A 21,115-nucleotide genomic window follows, 5' to 3' on the forward strand; every position below is an offset into this window, starting at 1 on the left:
TCACTCAGTCCTTCAAAACGTCCAGCCATAAACTGATACACTCTTCTCAGATGGAAAGTAGATTATCACATTTTCATATTAGTGGGATAGGTTCATTGATGATGGTATTCCTGTTATTAATGTCCGTAATATAGGATTTACTAACATTCGCTCAGAAAATTTAGAGTATATAGGACAAGATACAGTTAATCGACTAGCAAATCATGTTTTAGAAGAAGGAGATATTGTTTTTGCTCGTAAGGGTGCAGTTGAACGTCATGCTTTTATCAGAGCAAAACATTCTGGATGGTTACAGGGTTCAGACTGTATCAGATTGAGAATTTATGCCAAGTCAGTTAAAGCTCAATTTATTTCATATTTCTTTCTGACTAATAATCATCAGGAATGGATGAAAAATCAAGGCTCACATGGCGCAACGATGGCTACTCTTAATCAATCTATTATTTCTCAGATAAAAGTCACTCTTCCGCCACTTGCAACCCAACAACGCATAGTTGAGATCCTCTCAAGCTACGATCGCTTCATCGACAACAACAACCGCCGAATAGCACTGCTGGAAGAGTCCATCCACCTGCTGTATAAGGAATGGTTTGTGCGATCGCGCTTCCCTGGCTACGAGTCAGTGAAGATAGTTGATGGCATTCCAGAGGGATGGAGTCATAAACCCCTTGAAGAAGTTTGTGAACTGATAATGGGGCAAAGTCCACCATCTGAATTTTATAATACCTCTGAGCAAGGACTCCCTTTTCATCAGGGTGTTTCAAACTTTGGTAATCGCTTTGTTAGTCATGAAATATATTGCACTCAACTAAATAGAATAGCGGAAGCTGGAGATATTCTTTGTAGTGTGCGTGCGCCTGTTGGTCGTTTAAACATTACTCTTGATAAAATCATCATCGGACGAGGTTTATCTGCTATCCGAAATCGTGATGGATATCAATCTTTTCAGTATTATCAGTTGAAAACTCACTTTTTTCAAGAAGATATTATTGGAAATGGATCAATTTTTGCGTCCGTAACAAAAAAGCAACTTTCAGAACAGTTAATGCTGGTTCCATCTGTAGAAATCGTTAATAAATTTGAAAATATTTCTAAATCGATAGACAAACAGATTACAAATCTTTATCTTCAAACTCAAAAACTTAAAGAAGTCCGCGATTTACTCCTTCCTCGCCTGATGAACGGAAGCATCGCCGTCTAGAAAACAAATAGCCATTACATATACTTGACAAAATACTCTTATATTTCAAGCATAGTTTTATAATATAGCAATCCTAAATCATTCGTGAACCAAAAGATCCCCGACTTCTCTAATAAGTCGGGGATCTGAGCCGCTCGATTTTCACAAATAAAAATGGATAAACTAAAAAAATATCAACAAATAATTCAGCAACTTCTGCAAGAATATGCTGCAATTTCTAATCAAGATCCAGAAATTGAAACCCAATTAATTTTTGACACAGAACATCACCACTATCAACTTGTAAATGTCGGCTGGAAAAATGACCGTCGTGTTTATGGTTGTTTTTTACATCTAGATATCAAAGATGGTAAAGTTTGGCTGCAACACAACGGAACCGAAAACGAAGTAGGAGAAGATTTAGCAAATTTAGGTATCCCCAAACAGGATATTGTCATCGGCTTTCATTCGCCATTTAAGCGCCAATTTACAGATTATGCTGTGGGTTAAATCTCAATACTTCACTAATCCGGTAAAAAATCTTCATCTAAACATTCATCCGCAGTAAACAGAGACTCTACAGGAAAAGTATCAAGGGATAAACCAGTTTCATCACTAGCTTGCTTTCTTGCATCTTGATAACACTCCGTAAAAACCTCCTGAAAATATGGTTTTAAACTAGGACTATCCTTAAAAGTTATTCTCAACCTGCGGCGATGTTCTCTAATAGTTCCTTTCCAACTATTAGAGCGTTTATCCGGCTGATATTTGTATTTTAATAGGTGCATTAATAGAACAACTAAATTACTCTCAAGCGCGTGTTTTTCACTTCTCCCCATGCATTCAATCTCTTCGATAAGATTTTCTAAATCAACCTCAGAAAATCTGCCTTCTTTTAACTGTTTAGCAGTTGTCTCTATCCACAGATAAAAATCTTGTTCGTAAAGCTGAGAGTTTATAAAAACCGTTGGTTGAGGCGCTGTCATCTAATTTTTCAACCTCATGAATATCAAGTAAAGAAGATAGCAAAATTAAATTAATCAGGTAAAAACTCTTGATTCAAACATTCATCCGCACTCAAAAAAGACTCCATAGGAAAAGTATCAAGAGTTAGACCAGTTTCTAAAGCTGCTAGCTGACGTGCATCCTGATAACATTCCATAAAGTTTTCAGCAAAGTACTTTTTTAAACTTGGGCTATCTTGCAAATTTTTATTTAGTCTGCGTCGATGTTCAAAGATAGTAGAAAGCCAACTATTAGTACGTTTTTCTGGCTGATATTTGTATTTTAATAGATGCATTAATAAAATTACTAAATTGCTTTCTAAAGCTCTTTTTTCACTTCTCCCCATGCATTCAATCTCTTCAATAAGATTTTCTAAATCAACCTCAGAAAATCTGCCTTCTTTTAACTGTTTAGCAGTTGTCTCTATCCACAAATAAAAATCTTGTTCGTAAAGCTGAGAGTTTGTAAACACCGTTGGTTGAGGCGCTGTCATCTAATTTTTCAACCTCGTAAAATCCAACCAATAAACTTAATTTAATCCCGCTCTTGCTATGCTCGTAGTATATCTAAATAGATTGCTTTTAGGCGTATCCCAAGTGGAACTTGAGACTTCGCAAGTAGCAGGATAACTATATAATAACAAATTTTACCTTACCAAAAGCTTACCTTGAGTTGTTGCAGCAGCGATCGCACCACTATTAGCTGTAAAAACTTTAATTCCTGGAACAGTCGCATAATCACCATCATCAGTAATTATTTGTTTAACCCCTGCTTTGTCCATAGCCTCTAGTATGAGCAAATCGTAACCATCCAATATTTGAGTTTGAAATCTAGTAAATGCTATATTGGTTGTAGCTTCATTTATCAATATTTCAGTACATACAGCAATTGATATAACCTGATTCCAAGCAGCTGTAACTTCTGCGACTACCTTTGCTCTTTCTGCTGGGAAGTTATGACGATATTCTTTAGGTCTTAATGTCGAAGAAAATATTTGTCTTTCTGTTTGCTCAATATTATGTGCTAATTCTGCACCAGAAAGACCGCAGTATAAAAGTAAAGAGTTAGCAAAAATGGCTTTGGCGACGTAGGAAGGATATTCTGTAATTTGATAAGCCAGAGATGAGATACTGGCATTAGTATATGTATACCAATACCAGACATTTGTATCCACTAAAAAAATATCATCCTTGTTAGGAATATCAGACCGGATATCAACAACCTGAGCCTGAACTGTATAATTAACAGCCATTAATATGTATTTGCTTGTTCGCTGATAACTTGGTCTAACCGACTACGAAAATCAGGGTCGGAATAATACCGCTTTGAGTTTTCAATTACTAACTTAAGTATCTGCTTACCAACCGCATTAAGATTAGAAAACTTTAGCAGACGATTTAGCTTATCTGGCTCAATATCTCGAAGTAATTGTCCAATGGCAAAATTGAAGAAGGGGGAAGCAAATATTTCCACTCCTGCAAAGTCTAGCTCAACCTGATGCTCTGCTAATAATTCTGGATAAACCAAATCATACACCTTCTGACCATCGCCCGGTGTAATACAGTTTTTGCCTATTAAGGTAAGGATTTCGTGCTTCATACTTCAATCTCTCCCTTAAAACAACAGCTCGTCATCAGCTTCAAAGTCCAAAGCATACAGTGACTCATCGCACAGGAGCGTAATGTTTACCAGTGTTCCTCCAAAAAAACTTTGTTTCTTTTCGTAAACTTCTCCATTCTCATCTATTGTCGCACATCCATCATGGCTTAAAATTTGAAGTTTACCCTTATTTATATGAACAAATTGTTTTAAATAGTCAAGACCGATACCACCCGTTACCTGTCCACCTCTAGTAGTTGCCCCCTTTTGAAAAGCCCATTTTAAGGCTTCGTCTGCTGGTAAGTCATTATTTTTCACAAAATCACGTACATTCTGGGGAATTCCAACACCAAAGTCAACGACAGTCAAATTAAGTTCTTTTAACCGGGGAAAATGCTGTCCGCAACTAAAAACACCGATATTAGTTTTTCCATGTTCAAAAGCATTTGCATAGATTTCACAAGTTATCCCGACTATTACAGCTGTTAAAATATTACTCACATGAACCCAGCCTCTACCCAGCCAATCTTCCGCTAAATAGTGGATTAAACCATCTCTATCTTCAGATAAATCTTCTCTGTAAGGAATAGAATTACCTAGCCACGGTTTCTCAACAGCGTTAAATGCGTACATGAAGCCATTTTGCTTTAGGTTCATGCCAACGTGCTTTTTCACTGTCTCCCAGTTAAAGATAACTTTACCGCCGTGTGACTCAATTAGTCGAGCCTAACCCCCTAAAAATGCAACGGCGTTTTGTCGTAAAAAGTGACAACGGGAAAAATCAAAAATGACTTCTTCTGTCTCTGCTTGAACTCTCTGCCATAGTTGGGATAGGCAGTCAAAATCCTTTGCTTTGTCATTAATCGTGGGAATTTCCAGAATTAGGCTCACAACACTAATTGCAAAGCTTTAGATCGCATAATACCAGGTAAATATTATTGATGAGCCGTTTTTCTTCGTAAGTAATAGTCATTAAATAATAATTAAGGCTGTGATGAGCAAAAATACTATTTTCTCAATACATTACAGGTGATACTTGCTACTTACCCAATTGCAAGGCTATCAATATAATAGCTACCCGTATCACCTATCACCGCCATGAGTTCCGAATATTCCGAAGACCGCCTGGTGCAACAAACTACCGCTAACTTCTTTGAACAAACCCTGAAATGGCACTCAGTTTACGCATACAAAAAGGAAACCTTCGGAATTAACGGCACACTAGGACGCAAAGATAAACGGGAAGTTGTTCTCACACGCTACCTGCGCCAAGCACTAGAAAAACTTAACCCTGGTCATCCAAACCAAGTATACGATGATGCGATCGCACAATTCACCACATCCAATATTTCCGACCAATTAATCACCATCAACCAGAAAAAATACCAACTTATCCGCGAAGGTATCCTAGAAAAACCCTACAAAAACTCAGAAGGTGAAACCATCAATCCCCGCTTGAAAGTAATTGATTTTGAATACCCAGAAAATAATCATTTCCTAATTGTGCGGGAGTTGTCTATTGAAGGTTCTCTCTACTCCCGTCGTCCTGATATCATCGGCTTTGTTAACGGCATTCCTTTACTATTTATTGAACTTAAAGCCACCCACCGCAACGTCAGAGTCGCTTACGAAGAAAACTACACCGACTACAAAGACACTATCCCCGAAATTTTCCATCACAACGCCATCGTCATGTTGAGTAATGGCATAATCGGTAAAGTAGGTAGCATCACCAGTGATTATAGCCACTTCCAAGAATGGAAACGTTTAGAAGAAGAAGAACTCGGCAAAGTTGACTATCAAACAATGTTAATGGGGATGTGCCGCAAAGACAATTTTCTCGACATCATCGAAAACTTCATCCTCTTTGATGATAGTAGCGGTAAAACCATCAAAATTTTGACTCATAATCACCAGTTTCTTGGTGTTAACCGCGCATTTACCGCCATTCAACAACGCGAAATTCGAGAAGGTAAACTTGGCGTTTTCTGGCATACTCAAGGTAGCGGTAAATCTTACTCAATGGCGTTTCTGACTCGCAAAGTCCACCGCGAATTAACAGGTAATTTTACCTTTGTCATCGTCACAGACCGCCAAGAATTAGATAATCAAATCGTGCAAACCTTTGCTGGCGTTGGTGCTATCAAAGAAACTAATACTCAAGCCGCCGGTGGTGAACAATTAGCTGAATTACTCAAAGATAATCATCGCTACGTTTTTACGCTGATTCACAAATTTAATAAACCCGGTGAGATTTACTCCCACCGTCCCGATATTATCGTCATCTCCGACGAAGCGCACCGCACCCAATACGGTAAACTCGCGGAAAATATGCGTTTTAGCTTACCCAATGCATCTTTCATCGGCTTTACCGGTACACCCTTAATGGAGTCGGAAGAAGACCAACTTACCCGCCGAGTTTTTGGCGGCTACGTTTCTACCTACGACTTTCAACGTGCTGTCGAAGATGGTGCAACTGTTCCCCTCTACTACGACAATCGTGGGGAAGAATTATATTATGACAACAAAGGCACTCAACACCAAGTTGCAGCTGACAAGGAACTAAATCAACGCCTGGCCACCGCAATCGAACAATTTCACCTGGACGCGGAACAAGAAGAAGCCGTCCGTCGCCGCTTGGGGGGAGAATATCTCATCCTCACCGCCGAAAAACGTTTAGACCGAATCGCCCAAGACTTAGTAACTCACTATACTCAACGTTGGCAAACCGGAAAAGCTATGCTTGTTTGTCTAGATAAGATTACGGCTGTGCGAATGCATGGACTTATCGATAAATACTGCAAACAAGCAATACAAGCACAGAAACAATTAGTTAAACAAGCTGGTGATGAACACCAGCAAGTGGAACACCAGCAAGTGGAACACCAGCAAGTGGAACACCAGCAACATCTGCAATGGTTGGAGTCAACCGAATATTTAGTTGTGATTAGCGAAGCCCAAAACGAAGTTAAAACTTTTAGAGATTGGGGTTTAGATATCATCCCCCATCGCCAGATTATTAAAAGTCGCAATCTAGAGGAAGAATTTAAGAACGAACAACACCCTTTCCGTTTTGCGATTGTCTGCGCGATGTGGTTAACAGGCTTTGATGTTCCCAGCCTTGCCACATTATATATAGATAAACCCTTACAAGGACATACTCTCATGCAAGCGATCGCTCGTGCAAATCGCGTCTACGAAGGGAAAAATAACGGCTTGTTAATTGATTACAACGGTATTTTAACAAGTCTCCGTGCCGCCCTCGCCAGATACTCGCGTGCAGAGGTAGGAAGCGCAGATGAAAGTATAACACCTTACAACGATCTAAATCAATTACAACAAGATTATGCGATCGCACTTCAAACTTGTATTAACCACATCGCCAATTTCGGGTTTGACATCCAAGAACTACTAGAAACAGCAGGATTTGATCAAATTACGGCTTTAGCAAGTGCAGTTAACGCAGTTTGTACTAACGATGAATCTCGCGCCCGCTTTGAAGTATTAGCCAGGGAAGTCTTCAAAAAGAAACAGGCGCTAATTACTGAACCGAAATTAACAGCAGCTTACCAAAAAAGATATAACGCCATTCAGCAAATTTACAAACATTTACATGAACAACACAAAATATCTTTAGATATCAACGCCGTTCTCCGTTCCTTACAAAATGTCGTCAGCGAGTTTATCAACGTTGATACTTCCCGTCTTCCAGGTGCAGAGTCAGGCAAAAATTACAATATTAGCAATATAGACTTTGAGTTATTAAAAGCAGAATTTGCCAATTCCCCAACTAAAAATACCTCAGTCCAAACCCTGAAAGAAGCCGTCGAACGCCAACTCCAGCGAATGGTACAACAAAACCCATCTCGCATTGACTACTACACGCGCTATCAACAAGTTATCCAAAACTATAACCGCGAAACCGACCGAGTAGCCATAGAGCAAACATTTGAGGAACTACTGAAACTTGTCAAAGACCTATCCGAAGAAGACACCCGTGCTGTCCGCGAAGGTTTAAGCGAAGAACACCTTGCCGTTTTTGACTTACTTTGTTCATCAAAAGATAATTTAGATACCAAAATTAGAAACCGCATCAAACAAGTTGCTCAGTCGCTAATTGAAGCCGTAAAATCACAATTACAACAACTAGAAAACTGGCGGGATAAAGAATCTACAAGAGCCACCATTAAGAGTTTTATTTATGATTATTTATATAGCGAAGACACAGGTTTACCTGTAGATGCTTATGATGATAGCGATGTAAACAACCTGAGTAATATAGTATTTCTCCATATTTATCAGCAGTATAAAAGTGCTAATAAACATCCTTATGCAGCGTAATAATACTTCATATTACTTGCTAAAGCCTTAATAGGACTTACGCAAAAAATCTCTCAAACTCTCATTTCTCTGTGTCCTCAGCGCCTCTGCGGTTTGTTATTCCGTAACTCGTGCGTAAGTCCTACTTAATTAACGAACTAATCAAACAATAAAAATGGACGTAACTGGATTCGAACCAGTGACCTCTACGATGTCAACGTAGCGCTCTAACCAACTGAGCTATACGTCCTTAACCACACAATTATCAACAATAACACATACTTTCTTGATAAAGCAAGATAAAAGTGTAAATCCATTTTATAAGGAAAGTACCATTCGACTAGGGTGTATGATCGATAAGGTTATTCGGTTCTGGTGGGAGTCTAGCTAATGGAGGTAACTTTTAAAGTTCGGCGCAAATCTGGCACTTGGGAGCAATTGTAAACCAATTTGAGATGTAATCTAAAATCCCAAATAGAGTGAGTCAAAATGCCCGCCAAAATAGATTTATCAGTTCCACATATCTGCGAGGTACAGATGACTACTACTGTAAATATTTCCCCGACTAGTCCCTTGGGTGTTGCCGACCATACTTTATTTGTTTGCAAAACTTGTGCTAGCGTTTGGCAAGATGGAAAACGCTTAGGTGAAAGTGGCGGTGAAAAACTTCTATCTCAGCTTCAGCAGCTTGCACAAAATTGGGACTTACGAGATAAATTTCCAATTCAAGAAGTTGAATGCATGAGTGCTTGTAATCGTTCTTGTGTTGTTGCTTTTGCTGCTAAAGGCAAATTAACATATTTGTTTGGTGATTTAGCTGTTGATAAGAGTGCATCTGCGGTACTAGAATGTGCTAGTCAATACTATGTGAAAGCAGATGGTTTACTGCCTTGGTCAGAGCGTCCAGAAGCGCTGAAAAAGGGCATTTTAGCAAAAATTCCACCTTCAACTTAATGATGCGCCTTTTGATTCTGGGTGGGACGGGAGATGCCGCAGAACTAGCTGCCAAAGTGGCGACTATCCAAGGGTTAGAAGCAATCACCTCTCTAGCTGGGCGCACCCGTGAACCATCAGTACCGTTAGGCGATTTACGGGTTGGAGGCTTCGGTGGTGTGGCTGGATTGACTAGCTATTTGCGAGTCATGCAAATCGACTTATTAATTGATGCAACCCATCCTTTTGCGAGTCAGATTTCTTTCAATGCGGCGGATGCTGCAACCGAAGTCGGAGTACCCCGTCTGATGTTAATACGCCGTCCTTGGGAAAAAGCAAGTGGCGATCGCTGGATTGAAGTTGATAGTGTTGAAGCCGCCGCCGCATCTTTGCAAAACCAGGCACAGCGAGTATTTTTGACAGTTGGTAGGCAAGAACTCGCCGCCTTTGCTCACTTAGAGAAAATTTGGTTTTTGATGCGGATGATTGACCCTCCTAGTGATGATGCTTTAGTACCAGCAGGAATGATATTGTGCGATCGCGGGCCTTTTACCCTCAATAATGAAAGGCAAATCCTGATTCATAATAAGATTGATACCATAGTCAGTAAAAATAGCGGTGGCGATGCAACAAAGGCCAAAATTATTGCAGCGCGAGAACTGGGCGTAAACGTTGTTATGGTAAATCGTCCAGCCATACCGCCAGGGGAGCAGGTTACTGATGTTGATAATGCTTTGGCATGGCTATTTGACAAGTTGCACGACTAATTCAAGAAGGAAAAGACCGCCGAGCAGAATCAAAGCTCCTTCTTTCTATGGAGCATCCAAAATTCAAAAAAGAAATTTTAGTATTGTGTTAATGAATAACGAACCGCAGAGGCACAGAGAACACAGAGAGAAAGAGAGAAAGAGAGAAAGAGAGAAAGAGAGAAAGAGAGAAAATTCTAAAACTTGGTTTACTCAGCAAAATTGGGTTGGTCGAGTGTTTAGCAGTGCTAAGATTTACCCTTGGGAATTGACCCTTCAATTCCCTCAACATACCAATTCATTGCCAGTTGTTTTTGATCATCCAAAACCTTACCCTTTGGCACTCGCACCACCCCTTTTTGGTCTTTCACTGGGCCATCAAAAGGATGTGCAGTACCCTGAATAAACTCATCGCGCTTCGCATTCACCAGTTGTTGCACATCCTCTGGAATCGCCTCATTCATCGGGGAAATATCCACCATTCCTTCACCAATACCATCCCAAACCTCTTGAGATTTCCAAGTATTACTCATTACAGCCAAGGCTTTATCTGTATAGAATTTGCCCCATTTGTTAATAGCTGATGTCAGGTGGGCTTTTTGACCAAATTTACTCATATCAGTGTTGTAGCCAAAAGCATAAATGCCTTTTTCTTGTGCCAATTGGACAACAACACCAGAGTCGGTATGCTGCGTCAGTACATCCGCACCTAAATTTACCAAAGCTTGAGCCGCTTCTCTTTCTTTAGCTGGATTGTACCAACTTTGTACCCAAAGTACCTTAACTTTTACTTGGGGATTTGTTAATCTTACTCCTTGAGTGAATGCACTGATTCCCCGAATTACTTCTGGAATTGGGTATGCGCCAATAAAACCAACTACATTTGATTTTGTCATCTTGCCAGCAATCATGCCGGTTAAGTAACGCGGTTCTTCAAAGCGTCCCAAATAAGTGCCGACATTGGCAATACGTTTGTATCCTCTGCAATGTTCAAAGGCAATATCACCAAATTCCTTGGCAACTTTAATTGTTGGGTTCATGTATCCAAAGGAAGTTGTAAAAATCAACTTGTTACCATCTAATGCGAGTTGGCGAATCACCCTTTGAGCATCAGCAGCTTCGTTGACATTTTCCACAAAGGTAGTTTTTACCTTATCTTGAAGATTGGCTTCCATGTCTCTGCGGCCTAAATCATGGGCATAAGTCCAGCCAAAATCACCCACAAAACCGGCATAAACAAATCCCACCTTCAGAGGTTCATTTACCGCCACAGGCGACGCCAAGGGAGATACCTCACCCTGCGATTTGGAATTTTTGCCTTGAATACAACTAGTTAAGGCAAAGGTAGATCCTGCTAAAGTGACATACTTTAGAAAATTTCGACGATCCATATTTTATTAATAGGTTTACCTGTTAATAAGATTTTTCTGACTGCTGGTAATGGTAGAAACGGTTTAGATTAGCTATTTACTTAATTTTAACTTTTTATTTCTGCGGTCAACTTACTTGAGAAAGAAGGCAATTAAATAATTCGTAATTCGTAATAGAGCCTCCGGCACGCTGCGCGGTTTTCATGCCCAAAGGGCTGTACGTAATTCGTAATTACGTTTTGTGACGAACGCACAAAGCCTCTCGTAGAGTTGAGTGCTGTTGTGGGGACGGTTTGGGACTTGCATTACTTCGGGGGATTTTACCCCGACACAAAACGTGCTGCCTGTCTTGCTGGGGACTTAAACCCCCAAACTTTGTTAATGGTAATATTATAGACAATGATAAAAATACCCCTCAATGATTACCCTAAAGTCTTTTTGAAAAGAATTTGTTACAACAAATTTATGTAATGTTGTACTTAGGAAGTCTCAGATGTCGTACAAACAATTTATTTATTGGTGGCAAAAATGCTTACCTTCTATCTTGGTAAGTGTTGCTGTACGTGCAGTGGTAATAATCTGTCTAACAGTAGGGGTGTTGGGCGTATTGGGAAGCACTGCTTCTATGAGTAATGCTCAACTGGTAAGTACCATTAAGGGTATCCAAGATAAACAGACACCATTAAAATCAACAGCGTTAAATGCCACTGTATATCACAGCCCTGATTGTAATTGTTGTGGTGGGTGGATTGACCACTTAAAAGCACAAGGTTTTCAAATCACAGACTTTTCTACACCTGACATCGAAACAGTCAAACAAAAGTATAATGTGCCAGATAACTTGTCATCTTGCCACACAGCAATTGTTAATGGATATGTTATCGAAGGACACGTTCCAGCAGACGACATCAAACGTTTGCTTCAAGAAAAGCCAAATGTTGTTGGTTTATCTGTTCCTCAAATGCCCGTAGGCACTCCTGGGATGGAGATGGGGGATCGAAAAGACCCATTTTCTGTGCTTTCTTTTGATCGCAAGGATTCAGTTGCGGTATTCAATAAATATCCATCCTATTGATGTAATGTCGCTGTATTCAGAGCAGGGCTATTTCATTCTAAAATGTCACGTTTTATGCTTACAGGCTAATCTCAGTAAACCAAAAAGTTTTTCCGAAGGGCGATCGCAAAACGATAGTTGAAAGATTTGGCTTTTAAGCTCTGAAAAGCATATAGCGGTTCCCATTCAGATGCGGTACAACATTATATCGCCAGTTGTAAGGGCAAGTCTTAGACAAGCCCCTACGGATGTACCTCACATAAACGAGAACCGCTATATCTGCTATTTGGGCTTTTCTGTCAATGCGTAAGTCCTAAAGGAGCCAGATATTTCAAAGTCCCTCTCCCATATATGGGAGAGGGATTTAGGGTGAGGGCAAAAACTACGGTTCTTAATTATATTGGGAACAAGCGCACAAATATACTATGAATAAAAACTTCGCTTTTAAAAAAAATATTAACAAGAACCAAATCAATCAGCAGCAGCATAATCAGGCAATGCGTTGAGTTGTAAATTCACAGCACTTAGATAATTTTGGTCATTTAAAGCTTCTGATGGTAATTTATCTGCATTAACAGCAGCCTTCACTAAATCTTTTGCAATAATCTTTCTGTCGTGAATTTGAAATATTAGCGCGTCTCCACTAGGAATCCCGTCCTGCTTGAAACCTCCCTGATAAGCAAAAGTAACTAGATTGAAGGGCTGGAGGTAACTAACAGAAGTAGAATTACTAGATAAATTGTTAGAGTTAATAGCTATCTTGCTACTGTTGTTAGTAGCTGTTTGAGCGCCAGCAATTCCAGGTACAAGAGTAATAAAAGCAAAAAGCAGTCCAGAATTTATTAAGGTAACTAGTTTCATAAAGTGCTTCTTAGGTAAAATGCGATCGCTGTTCCTTAGTAATAGATTCCTCTTTATTATTAATCTCAGCTTCCTTCAATCAGTTCCCCTGATCGGTTGATATATGACTCACCCAAAAGGGTGAGCTAATTGAAAAACACTAAATCCAGACACACAACAGATTGGTTGATATTTCCAATTGAGTTCCTTTAATGGGCAAGAATACCTGAACATCTGCAAATTTAGTAACACAGGTATAATTATATGTATAAAAATCATATTTATTTTTTTAAATATACCAATACTTACGTATTGACAAAAGCATTGCATTAAGACAGTTAGCAAAATCCGCACCTGAAAGTATCCGGTTTTGCTCACTAGCTCTGAAGCTAGGTTGTTAAGTTAGAGAAGTGGTCAATAGCAAGCTCAATCTTTACTCACAAGAATAATCATAAACAGTTGTAAAAACTATTGTTTTTAGGGTTTGCAGAAAAGTTTAATGCAAAGAAAAAAGTGGCTTTTAAGAACAGGACTTGCTCTGCTCATTTTTATCATGGTTGTAGCGGCGAAAATTATGGATAAAACTCATCCCATCTCAGAACTTTACGTATTTGGGGATAGTCTTTCGGATACAGGGATGGTATTCCGGGCGACAGGAGGAATGTACCCACCTAGTCCAACTTACTTTCAGGGGCGTTACTCGAATGGTCGGGTTTGGATTGAGTATCTTGGCGAAAGCCTGCATCTCTCCTCTAAGCAAACTCATAATTTTGCTTACGGAGGCTCGACTACTGGCAGTGTTGACAACAGCTATGTACCTAGTTTGCTCAATCAAGTGCAGTCGTTTACGCAGACACATCAACATACAAATCCAGATGCTTTGTATGTGCTGTGGGGAGGGGCAAATGATTACTTGCAAGGGGTAAGCAGTGCAACTATTCCTGTTAAAAATCTGACAACGGCAATTAACTCTCTAATTGATGTGGGTGCTAAAAAGATTCTGGTAGCAAATTTACCAGATTTAGGACAGTTACCTGCCACTAGAAACAGTACGAATTCTGTGAACCTCAGTGCATTAACACAAGCACATAATCAAGGCTTGAGGCGATCGCTTAAAGTACTCAGTCAACAGCATTCCCATCTGGAGATTGTGCAATTAGATACTAACGCGCTGTATCGAGATGCGATGGCAAATCCGGCAGCATTTAACTTTATCAATGTCATCAGTCCATGTTTGTCAGGCGATCGCACCTGTAGTAACCCAGACCAGTTTTTGTTCTGGGATGGCATTCATCCGACGGCTGCGGCTCATCGCATCATCGGGGAAACTGCTTTTTCAACGATTCAAAAGGCAGGGATGATCAATCCTCGTTCAATGTTGGTTCCTTAACTGATGACTTTCAACATACGGGTTTTTTACCATGTTTTGATAGACTCAATCTAATGTACAGTCTTTGGTAAGTGATATTGAGGAAAAAACGTGGAATTTCAGAAGTTATTGTATATTTTTACTATAGTAAAGATTGCTACGTTCGCTCTGAGTGTACCTGTATTTGCTCAAATCACACAGACTCCCTCCAATTCTTCACAGTCGAGTTGTCGTGCAACTAAAGTAGATACTCCAATTTTCAAAGAACCTTCAACATCATCTAACGCTATCAGAATATTGTCGGCACAAACAAATATTTCTTTAGCATATATACCAGCTAATGGAGATAAATTTGTCAGAATTAAATTTCCGACTTCAGGGTTTATTCAAACTGCTGTGCTGAAATTTTGTCAGACTAACAACAACGCTCAAAACCTATGGAGTAAACCTACTATTGGTAGTGTATGTCGGCAAATTGTACAACCTGAAACTATCCGTCGCCAACCAAGTACAAAAGGAGCTTTTATTACAACAATTAATCCAAACACAACTGTGTTTGTGAACTTGGTTACAGGTAATGTAGTTAATTCATACAAATCTGAAAATTATATTTGGGTAGAAATCGACCTTTTCAGAAGTTTCCCTGGAGAGTTATCCGGTAATGGTTGGATAGTTAATACTGACTTAGTAAATACTCCTAGATTAAGCAATCTGGCTTATTGTAGTTAATAGTTTATTTCGCTCAATATCTCCATTCGTTATGATTTTGTCCATCTTCATCATCGCTGATGATAATCGAACAACATGACAACTATTTACAGTATTTTTTGAGAAGAGATACAGCTAGTTGATAACTATTAGCGGGAGCATCCCGTCAGGTGCAAAAACAAACCTTGATAAGCCCTCATCCCCTAACTCCGAATCCCAATATTGGGATTCGGGGAACTAGAGAATTTGCTCCCCTCTCGCATATTTGGGAGAGGGGCTGGGGGTGAGGGAAAAAATTTAACTACCCTAAGTTTTCTGCCAATCCTCCAATGCACTAATGACAAAACTAGCAGCAGGATGATTAAGCAATTGCTCCAAAGCTTGAATGCCATTAGTTTTTAAAGCACTAATTACCAGTTCTCCTATCATTGAATTATTTTCAATAGCCTTAATGGTTTCAGCCGCTATTTGCATTTTTCCCAAAGTTGTATCAGTAGGATAGGATTGAGCTAACTGTTCTAAAAGCTTTTGAATTTCAGCAGCAGCTTCAGCAAGGTTTTGTTGTTTGCTAATGGCGTAGTAATTCCCTTGAATGTAATTACCTTCAATCCGCTCGTTATAATTGCCACTACCACTCATATTAGATTTTGGCTGCTTGTTAAAAAACAGACTTTTAGAGTTATTTCGGATTTTAATTTTTGGAATTGAGGACTCTGGTAGACCAAGAATGTCAATGTTATTACAGCCAAATTGAAAACTTTCAGCATAACTTCTTCCAGCACCAAGAGCGTCATAAAATGCTAGTGAGAAATTAATTAGAGTCTTATCTGTGACAGCACGTTCCATACCAATTACACAATCAATATGGCGGTGAATGCTTTCAGCTTGTATTTCTGAGTAACAGGCATTAAGCAAAACACACTCAACTTTATCTTTAAAAAGTTTAAACAGATTGGCTAAAGATTCCGTACTAACCAATTGCGACTCTCCAGAGATATTCTCTAACGCTATGCCATCAGTTCCTGCACCGTGTCCCGAAAAATGTACAATTTCAGGTTCATAATCCAATAATGCACGACGTAAATCATCGGTACGAACTGCCCATCTAGTAATAATTTCAAAGTTATCTCGGTTTTGAGAACGTTCCAAACCTGCCTGAATTTCTCGCACTTCCTGATCCAGACGTAACCTATCAGTATTTTTCGGATTAGCTGATAAAATTAAAATATTTTTTTTGATATTCTTAAAATCATACTGAGGCTGTTGGCTGAGAAATGCCTGTTGATTATATTTAGATAGTGTTAACTCTGCATTAGTTGAACTTTTGGAGTTAGCTAACTTGAGTGAATCAACAGTAATCTTCTTGCGTTCAGTATTGGGAATGGGATTAGTTCGCACCATCAAACGCACAGCCGGATCTCCAATAATTGCGTAATTACGGCTATCATTTTTCGCTGTCCACAAACTAGCTATCTTCCAATCATCAACAGATGTGTTGGGCTTTATTTGCTCTAACTCCACATTCAGGTCACAAGCGAGTTCTGCATAACGCTGATTAAAAAATTCTACTGCTGAACCGACTGGATGACCTTCCATCAGGCGTTTGAAAGCCGACTGAAAAGTTTCCAGTTGTTCTCCCAACTGCTTCCACACAAAAGAACATCCCCAAGCTCGTTCAATATGCCCAACTACAGCTAAAGCACCTCGACTCAGTAGACGTTTGGGAAGTTGAGCCACGAAAGCATGAGGTGCAATATCTGTCTTTTGAGTCCCATTTTGCAGACTAAAGTCATCCATTTTAGGGGTTCCAGCACTATAACAAGCAAAGTGAAACGTAATTAACCCTAGTAAATTTGCATCATTACCAATATCGTCTGCACAAAAGTAATGTGTTTGCGGATGTAGTTCTCCTTTCCATTGGGATGGGCCTGGCCAGTCTTGGCACAGAAGCGCCCCTTGGTGGAGTAACTGAAGTGGATGATTGTTCGGAAAGCCGACACCATGAGTAGCAGTAAACAACAAAGCAGGTGTTTGTACCTCACTGATCAATTGGCTCAATCTTGCTTTAGTTGCTGATTCGCCCACAACCGTCTGCACCGACCAATTTGGCTGGTCATGAGTTATCCATTGTGATAAAGGTTTGATCAGATGCTCGGCACTGAGTTGGGTAGCTTGGTCATCTTGATTCTGTGTTCCAAACAAATAAATCTTTTGGGGTAAAATTATTTCACCAGTTTCAGCTTTGACTACACTGTGTGCATACTGAGCATATTCTTCTAAAGTATCAAAGTAAATTCTGCCAACTGCATACTGCACATCCAACTGATACTGGAAGTGATAAGGAATACTTTGGGGATCACCAACAATCAGTAAATAGTAGGGCATTTTCTCTGGATTCACAGGCCCTGGGGCGACTCGATGGCGTTCCAAAAACTGCTGCTTTGATTCCTGAGTGCGGTATGCTTTTTGCCCTATGTACTCCTGGTAATAACGGTTGTCTATCTGTGTTGCTTGTTGGCGGCGATGCTCTAGTAATTCACTGAGGGCATCTCTTAGAGCCTCTGCTTGATAACCAGAACTATCTTTATATTCATAGGCGAAAATAATTCCCCAGCCTGTCTGCGCTAGGTTCTTTGGGTCTTTACCTTCTACCAGTCCCCTAGATTTTTCTGGAGATTTCTGATATTGCTGTTGCAGTTGGATTAAATCAAGTGGATCATTAAACTTTTTACCTTGGGCGATTTGAGCAATTTGTTTAAAACTACGTGGAGACGGGAAGTATTCTCCCGTTGCGCCATTAATTCCATTGAAATATAAAAATTGTTCAGTCATTTATATTTATAAAAACTATATATCTTTACAATATAGCTTTCATCCAAAATTGGTATTACTATTTTTCTATTGAGAACTCTGATTAATAGTAAAGTTCACGATAGCCAAGCGCCTCACTTCGAGGAAATTAAAACGGCTCGCTAGTAGAAATTTTTGAAGTTTTCAGTTATAGCAAAGTGCTGAGTGCTGAGTAAAACCCCATTTCTTTCAAGCCTTTGAGCAATCAACACTGCCCTAACCTATGTGAGGGTATAATAATGAACTTGGTCAAAGTCAGTAAAAATTTGTATAAAAAAATACGTATATAAAAATTTTACTTAACTTTTGCAAAAATAGATATTAGTATTTGCATGAGTTTTTAAATCTGTATTGATTAAAATATATGAGATTTATAGATTTTATATTTAAGAAAAACTATTTAATATTGAATAGATAAAAAATTCACTTGTAAAATTTATGTCTACATAAAATATAATCTAAAATTCCTGCTATTTCGATATTTCACAACTTAATCGGAAAAATCAGATACTTAATGCGGTTACTGCTGAAGTTGAATTTTTGATTTCAGAAGGATAAATTTTCACAGGCGAACATCACTGTTAAGACAGCAAAGGAGTTATGATGCAAACTGTAAAATTGAGTTTCAAAGAGTGCAATCTTCTTCTAGTAAAGAATGCAGTAAAACTGAAACAGTATTGGCACAAACGCCTAGCACAGGAATGCCCAGAAGAAAGTGCAACTACCAGAGAGAGTATTGTTCGTTGGCTTTTGGGAAGAGATTTAAAACGGTTTGAACTACTTGAACCATTAGAGATGAAGATTGTCAAGCAGCTAATGGAGTATCGCTGGAAAATTTTACGCCAACGCTACTTAGGGAGCGGTAGAGAACGAGCTTATCGCAACTTAATCATACGATTGGGGAGTTTAGTTTCTTTACGCAGCCAGATTCAAACTTGGGTAGGTTCCAGCCGCGATCGCCAATCCAGTGTTATGGATATATTGCAAGAAGTTATCCAAGAATTACTGCAAAACGATAGTTATATGCAACAGCAAATGGCTTGCATCGCCAAATTTACTAACGATAGACAACTACAAGATAAACTACTGTTTGCCAGTATAGAAGAGTATGCTTTGCGACCAGTGGATAATCAACCGTTGATAATGTATCGTTTTGTCAATTACTTCCATCTGAATCACCGAGGTCACTTAACCGAAGTCCTGGCAGTAAGTGACAGTAATAATTGCACCCAAAGTCGCATTAAAACATGATATACCCACACGTTTTGTGAACAGCGATCGCACCCTCACAACCCCTAACTTGCACAAACCAGGAAAGACTGTGCAACCACAAAGCGATCGCTTCGCTACAAGGCGCGATTATTGTCTAGCAAAAGCCAAGTCACTCTCAATAAACTTGGCACCTATTAGGTTAGCCCCACTCAAATTGCATTCGTAAAAATTTGCCCCTCTTAAATCTGCTAGTGCTAGATTGGCGAGAGTTAAATCTGCACCAGTGAGGTTAACTTCAGTTAAGTTAGCACTACTTAGGTTAGCCCCCTGAAGCGAAGCTTGTTGCAGGTCTGCCCCGCTTAGGTTTGCCCTCATTAAGTTTGTCTTGGTTAAGTCAGTTCCACTTAAATTAGCTTGGCTTAGGTCTGCTGCTGTTAAATCAGCATAACTTAGATTGGCTTGACTTAGGTCTGCCCAACTCAGGTTTGCATAACTTAGGTTAATTTCACTCAGCTTCACTGATGTAAGTACTGCACACCTCAAATTAGCATTAACAAAATTTCTTTCTTTTATTGCATAACGGCGTAAAATTTCATCAGTTGTTAGTCTGTCTAAAACAGCTTTGGATGCGCCTTGATAACACCATGTAGCTATCGTAAGTTTGGCAGCAGTATTAACAGCTACCTCATCACATTTAGCCATGATTACACCATTGCAGCCATCCCACTCGCCGTTAAGCATTAAGGCAATCTCGCTAGCGGCAGCAGTTGAATCAAATAGTAAAACAGATTCTTTGTGCGGTTTTAACCAGTTATTCCAAACAATTGAGATAATATTTTTCATTTCTATAAGTTTTGCCACTCTAAAACGATTACGGCTTTAACCTTCAGATATTAATCAACTCTGCCAGTTACCAGCACAAAAGACTCGGCTTCATTTAAGACTACCTACTTTGTGACAGAGGGCTGCACAAAGACCTACAAAACGCTTTGCAGCCCATGTACAGCCCCCAATCACAAAAAAGTTACAATCGGCTTAAGTACAAATGTCTGTAAGAACTAAGTTCTAAACAGCTGAATTTGAGCGTTCTATTTGCTGCCGAATCGTATCAATAGAAGCATTAATGCCAGCCAGTTTGGACTCTAAATCATCTCGCATCCAAATCAAGAATTTTAATTTCCGCTCTAAGCTAGCTTTGTGCGAAATGGGTTCGCTTCCATAACAGACATTACCCCAAAAAGGAAACATAGTTTACCTCTGTATTTAGCTTTTGTAACAGTTAAATCGGTTTGCTTGACTGCCGTTCTAATAAAATGTTCATTTTGCCGCACTCGTCAATGACTAAATAATCATCAATACTGGCAATATAAACTATTTTTACCAAGTTTACCTAGTACAGTTGCGAGATTTTTTACTATACCAGTTGAGATGGCGCTTAACTGTACTAGATCAAATCTGCCAAAACTGTACCTTCTCAGTTTAAAATTATTACGTGAAAGTAAAAGTAATAGTTCACTGTTGATCGAGTGCTTTCACTATGAATAAATTTAATATTTTGTTAAATTTACGAAAATATTGGCAACATTTTACCACCTGGATGGCTAGTGCTTCTGACCTCCAAGTGTGGCACGAATCAGACTGGCATGGTCACATTTCTTGTTGGCGTGCCTACGATCCAATCACAGGACGTTCTGCCTGTTTTGGTTCTGAAGAAGAAATGCGAATTTGGATTGATAAATGTTATTACAGATAAAATCTTTTACCGATCAATCTGAAGATATACCAGGGGAGCATCCCGTCAGGTGCAAAAACCTTGATAACCCTAACCTATCCCCCCAGGGCTATTTCATTCTAAAATGTGACGTTTTCAAAGTCCCTCTCCCAGACTTGGGAGAGGGATTTAGGGTGAGGGCAAAAACTACGGTTCTC

The 21,115-nt window shown here is 39.4% G+C and carries 20 protein-coding genes, 1 tRNA gene and 1 pseudogene; 10 read left to right on the forward strand and 12 right to left on the reverse strand.

Annotation, left to right across the window (positions count from 1 at the left end):
• Positions 1 to 169 precede the first annotated feature (169 nt).
• Both V7K73_RS01705 and V7K73_RS01710 read left to right on the forward strand, forming a co-directional pair.
• Positions 170 to 1,201, forward strand: a complete 1,032-nt coding sequence (locus V7K73_RS01705) for a restriction endonuclease subunit S (protein ID WP_334876594.1) — start codon at positions 170 to 172, stop codon at positions 1,199 to 1,201.
• Between the two features lie 153 nt (positions 1,202 to 1,354).
• A complete protein-coding gene (locus V7K73_RS01710) occupies positions 1,355 to 1,690 on the forward strand; it encodes a XisI protein (protein ID WP_334876563.1) in 336 nt (111 codons plus the stop codon).
• 14 nt (positions 1,691 to 1,704) lie between these two features.
• Here the strand turns inward: V7K73_RS01710 and V7K73_RS01715 are convergent, their stop codons facing one another.
• From V7K73_RS01715 to V7K73_RS01740, 6 genes are all read right to left on the reverse strand, one after another.
• Positions 1,705 to 2,166, reverse strand: a complete 462-nt coding sequence (locus V7K73_RS01715; RefSeq protein ID WP_334876564.1) for a DUF29 domain-containing protein — start codon at positions 2,164 to 2,166, stop codon at positions 1,705 to 1,707.
• A gap of 50 nt (positions 2,167 to 2,216) precedes the next feature.
• Positions 2,217 to 2,678 (reverse strand): DUF29 domain-containing protein, encoded by a 462-nt coding sequence (locus V7K73_RS01720; protein ID WP_334876565.1) that lies wholly within the window; start codon positions 2,676 to 2,678, stop codon positions 2,217 to 2,219.
• Between the two features lie 153 nt (positions 2,679 to 2,831).
• Positions 2,832 to 3,437, reverse strand: a complete 606-nt coding sequence (locus V7K73_RS01725) for a hypothetical protein (protein ID WP_334876567.1) — start codon at positions 3,435 to 3,437, stop codon at positions 2,832 to 2,834.
• Positions 3,437 to 3,784 carry an STAS-like domain-containing protein gene (locus V7K73_RS01730; RefSeq protein WP_334876569.1) on the reverse strand — a complete coding sequence of 116 codons (348 nt, stop codon included), beginning with the start codon at positions 3,782 to 3,784 and terminating at the stop codon, positions 3,437 to 3,439. The genes V7K73_RS01725 and V7K73_RS01730 overlap by 1 nt, the downstream gene beginning before the upstream one ends.
• Before the next feature lie 15 nt (positions 3,785 to 3,799).
• Positions 3,800 to 4,441 carry a hypothetical protein gene (locus tag V7K73_RS01735; RefSeq protein ID WP_334876571.1) on the reverse strand — a complete coding sequence of 214 codons (642 nt, stop codon included), beginning with the start codon at positions 4,439 to 4,441 and terminating at the stop codon, positions 3,800 to 3,802.
• Between the two features lie 69 nt (positions 4,442 to 4,510).
• Positions 4,511 to 4,675 (reverse strand): hypothetical protein, encoded by a 165-nt coding sequence (locus V7K73_RS01740; RefSeq protein WP_334876573.1) that lies wholly within the window; start codon positions 4,673 to 4,675, stop codon positions 4,511 to 4,513.
• 207 nt (positions 4,676 to 4,882) lie between these two features.
• On the opposite strand from V7K73_RS01740, the gene V7K73_RS01745 reads away from it, so the two are divergent.
• Positions 4,883 to 8,125: a type I restriction endonuclease subunit R gene (locus V7K73_RS01745; protein WP_334876575.1), complete on the forward strand. Its 3,243-nt coding sequence runs from the start codon at positions 4,883 to 4,885 to the stop codon at positions 8,123 to 8,125.
• 155 nt (positions 8,126 to 8,280) lie between these two features.
• On the opposite strand, the gene V7K73_RS01750 is transcribed toward V7K73_RS01745, so the two are convergent.
• Positions 8,281 to 8,354: transfer RNA gene (locus V7K73_RS01750), tRNA-Val, on the reverse strand.
• A 287-nt stretch (positions 8,355 to 8,641) separates the two neighbouring features.
• On the opposite strand from V7K73_RS01750, the gene V7K73_RS01755 reads away from it, so the two are divergent.
• Together V7K73_RS01755 and V7K73_RS01760 are read left to right on the forward strand one after the other, a co-directional pair.
• Positions 8,642 to 9,058: a DUF1636 domain-containing protein gene (locus V7K73_RS01755; protein WP_334876577.1), complete on the forward strand. Its 417-nt coding sequence runs from the start codon at positions 8,642 to 8,644 to the stop codon at positions 9,056 to 9,058.
• A 2-nt stretch (positions 9,059 to 9,060) separates the two neighbouring features.
• The gene (locus V7K73_RS01760) at positions 9,061 to 9,804 is read left to right on the forward strand and encodes a cobalt-precorrin-6A reductase (protein ID WP_334876596.1); all 744 of its coding nucleotides are present in this window, start codon (positions 9,061 to 9,063) and stop codon (positions 9,802 to 9,804) included.
• Positions 9,805 to 10,031: 227 nt separating this feature from the next.
• Here V7K73_RS01760 and V7K73_RS01765 read toward each other — a convergent pair whose 3' ends face one another.
• Positions 10,032 to 11,174 (reverse strand): BMP family ABC transporter substrate-binding protein, encoded by a 1,143-nt coding sequence (locus tag V7K73_RS01765; protein WP_334876579.1) that lies wholly within the window; start codon positions 11,172 to 11,174, stop codon positions 10,032 to 10,034.
• A 472-nt stretch (positions 11,175 to 11,646) separates the two neighbouring features.
• Between V7K73_RS01765 and V7K73_RS01770 the strand changes: the two genes are divergently transcribed.
• Positions 11,647 to 12,228 (forward strand): DUF411 domain-containing protein, encoded by a 582-nt coding sequence (locus V7K73_RS01770; RefSeq protein WP_334876580.1) that lies wholly within the window; start codon positions 11,647 to 11,649, stop codon positions 12,226 to 12,228.
• A gap of 450 nt (positions 12,229 to 12,678) precedes the next feature.
• Here V7K73_RS01770 and V7K73_RS01775 read toward each other — a convergent pair whose 3' ends face one another.
• A complete protein-coding gene (locus tag V7K73_RS01775; RefSeq protein WP_334876582.1) occupies positions 12,679 to 13,068 on the reverse strand; it encodes a hypothetical protein in 390 nt (129 codons plus the stop codon).
• A 478-nt stretch (positions 13,069 to 13,546) separates the two neighbouring features.
• On the opposite strand from V7K73_RS01775, the gene V7K73_RS01780 reads away from it, so the two are divergent.
• Both V7K73_RS01780 and V7K73_RS01785 read left to right on the forward strand, forming a co-directional pair.
• Complete coding sequence (locus V7K73_RS01780) at positions 13,547 to 14,437, forward strand: SGNH/GDSL hydrolase family protein (RefSeq protein WP_334876584.1); 891 nt, start codon at positions 13,547 to 13,549, stop codon at positions 14,435 to 14,437.
• A 90-nt stretch (positions 14,438 to 14,527) separates the two neighbouring features.
• On the forward strand, positions 14,528 to 15,145 hold the full coding sequence (locus tag V7K73_RS01785; RefSeq protein ID WP_334876585.1) for a hypothetical protein: 618 nt from the start codon (positions 14,528 to 14,530) through the stop codon (positions 15,143 to 15,145).
• 285 nt (positions 15,146 to 15,430) lie between these two features.
• On the opposite strand, the gene V7K73_RS01790 is transcribed toward V7K73_RS01785, so the two are convergent.
• Entirely contained in the window at positions 15,431 to 17,956 is a 2,526-nt protein-coding gene (locus tag V7K73_RS01790; RefSeq protein ID WP_334876586.1) for a CHAT domain-containing protein, read from the reverse strand.
• 618 nt (positions 17,957 to 18,574) lie between these two features.
• On the opposite strand from V7K73_RS01790, the pseudogene V7K73_RS01795 reads away from it, so the two are divergent.
• Positions 18,575 to 19,174: pseudogene (locus V7K73_RS01795) on the forward strand (hypothetical protein); the annotation flags it as partial.
• Between the two features lie 159 nt (positions 19,175 to 19,333).
• Here the strand turns inward: V7K73_RS01795 and V7K73_RS01800 are convergent.
• Both V7K73_RS01800 and V7K73_RS01805 read right to left on the reverse strand, forming a co-directional pair.
• Positions 19,334 to 20,029 (reverse strand): pentapeptide repeat-containing protein, encoded by a 696-nt coding sequence (locus V7K73_RS01800; RefSeq protein ID WP_334876587.1) that lies wholly within the window; start codon positions 20,027 to 20,029, stop codon positions 19,334 to 19,336.
• 222 nt (positions 20,030 to 20,251) lie between these two features.
• Positions 20,252 to 20,434 (reverse strand): hypothetical protein, encoded by a 183-nt coding sequence (locus V7K73_RS01805; RefSeq protein WP_334876589.1) that lies wholly within the window; start codon positions 20,432 to 20,434, stop codon positions 20,252 to 20,254.
• A 289-nt stretch (positions 20,435 to 20,723) separates the two neighbouring features.
• Between V7K73_RS01805 and V7K73_RS01810 the strand changes: the two genes are divergently transcribed.
• Entirely contained in the window at positions 20,724 to 20,939 is a 216-nt protein-coding gene (locus V7K73_RS01810; protein ID WP_334876592.1) for a hypothetical protein, read from the forward strand.
• Positions 20,940 to 21,115: the final 176 nt, after the last annotated feature.

It is taken from the genome of Nostoc sp. (assembly GCF_036916975.1).
Classification (GTDB): Bacteria; Cyanobacteriota; Cyanobacteriia; order Cyanobacteriales; family Nostocaceae; genus Nostoc.

What these genes read in the sequence shown, in the direction of transcription:
- V7K73_RS01790 (WP_334876586.1), bottom strand. Translation starts at nt 17,956, where the DNA reads ATGACTGAACAATTTTTATATTTCAATGGAATTAATGGCGCAACGGGA.
- V7K73_RS01730 (WP_334876569.1), bottom strand. Translation starts at nt 3,784, where the DNA reads ATGAAGCACGAAATCCTTACCTTAATAGGCAAAAACTGTATTACACCG.
- V7K73_RS01805 (WP_334876589.1), bottom strand. Translation starts at nt 20,434, where the DNA reads ATGTTTCCTTTTTGGGGTAATGTCTGTTATGGAAGCGAACCCATTTCG.
- V7K73_RS01765 (WP_334876579.1), bottom strand. Translation starts at nt 11,174, where the DNA reads ATGGATCGTCGAAATTTTCTAAAGTATGTCACTTTAGCAGGATCTACC.
- V7K73_RS01745 (WP_334876575.1), top strand. Translation starts at nt 4,883, where the DNA reads ATGAGTTCCGAATATTCCGAAGACCGCCTGGTGCAACAAACTACCGCT.
- V7K73_RS01710 (WP_334876563.1), top strand. Translation starts at nt 1,355, where the DNA reads ATGGATAAACTAAAAAAATATCAACAAATAATTCAGCAACTTCTGCAA.
- V7K73_RS01775 (WP_334876582.1), bottom strand. Translation starts at nt 13,068, where the DNA reads ATGAAACTAGTTACCTTAATAAATTCTGGACTGCTTTTTGCTTTTATT.
- V7K73_RS01715 (WP_334876564.1), bottom strand. Translation starts at nt 2,166, where the DNA reads ATGACAGCGCCTCAACCAACGGTTTTTATAAACTCTCAGCTTTACGAA.
- V7K73_RS01725 (WP_334876567.1), bottom strand. Translation starts at nt 3,437, where the DNA reads ATGGCTGTTAATTATACAGTTCAGGCTCAGGTTGTTGATATCCGGTCT.
- V7K73_RS01780 (WP_334876584.1), top strand. Translation starts at nt 13,547, where the DNA reads ATGCAAAGAAAAAAGTGGCTTTTAAGAACAGGACTTGCTCTGCTCATT.
- V7K73_RS01770 (WP_334876580.1), top strand. Translation starts at nt 11,647, where the DNA reads ATGTCGTACAAACAATTTATTTATTGGTGGCAAAAATGCTTACCTTCT.
- V7K73_RS01760 (WP_334876596.1), top strand. Translation starts at nt 9,061, where the DNA reads ATGCGCCTTTTGATTCTGGGTGGGACGGGAGATGCCGCAGAACTAGCT.
- V7K73_RS01755 (WP_334876577.1), top strand. Translation starts at nt 8,642, where the DNA reads ATGACTACTACTGTAAATATTTCCCCGACTAGTCCCTTGGGTGTTGCC.
- V7K73_RS01800 (WP_334876587.1), bottom strand. Translation starts at nt 20,029, where the DNA reads ATGAAAAATATTATCTCAATTGTTTGGAATAACTGGTTAAAACCGCAC.
- V7K73_RS01720 (WP_334876565.1), bottom strand. Translation starts at nt 2,678, where the DNA reads ATGACAGCGCCTCAACCAACGGTGTTTACAAACTCTCAGCTTTACGAA.
- V7K73_RS01810 (WP_334876592.1), top strand. Translation starts at nt 20,724, where the DNA reads ATGAATAAATTTAATATTTTGTTAAATTTACGAAAATATTGGCAACAT.
- V7K73_RS01735 (WP_334876571.1), bottom strand. Translation starts at nt 4,441, where the DNA reads ATGAACCTAAAGCAAAATGGCTTCATGTACGCATTTAACGCTGTTGAG.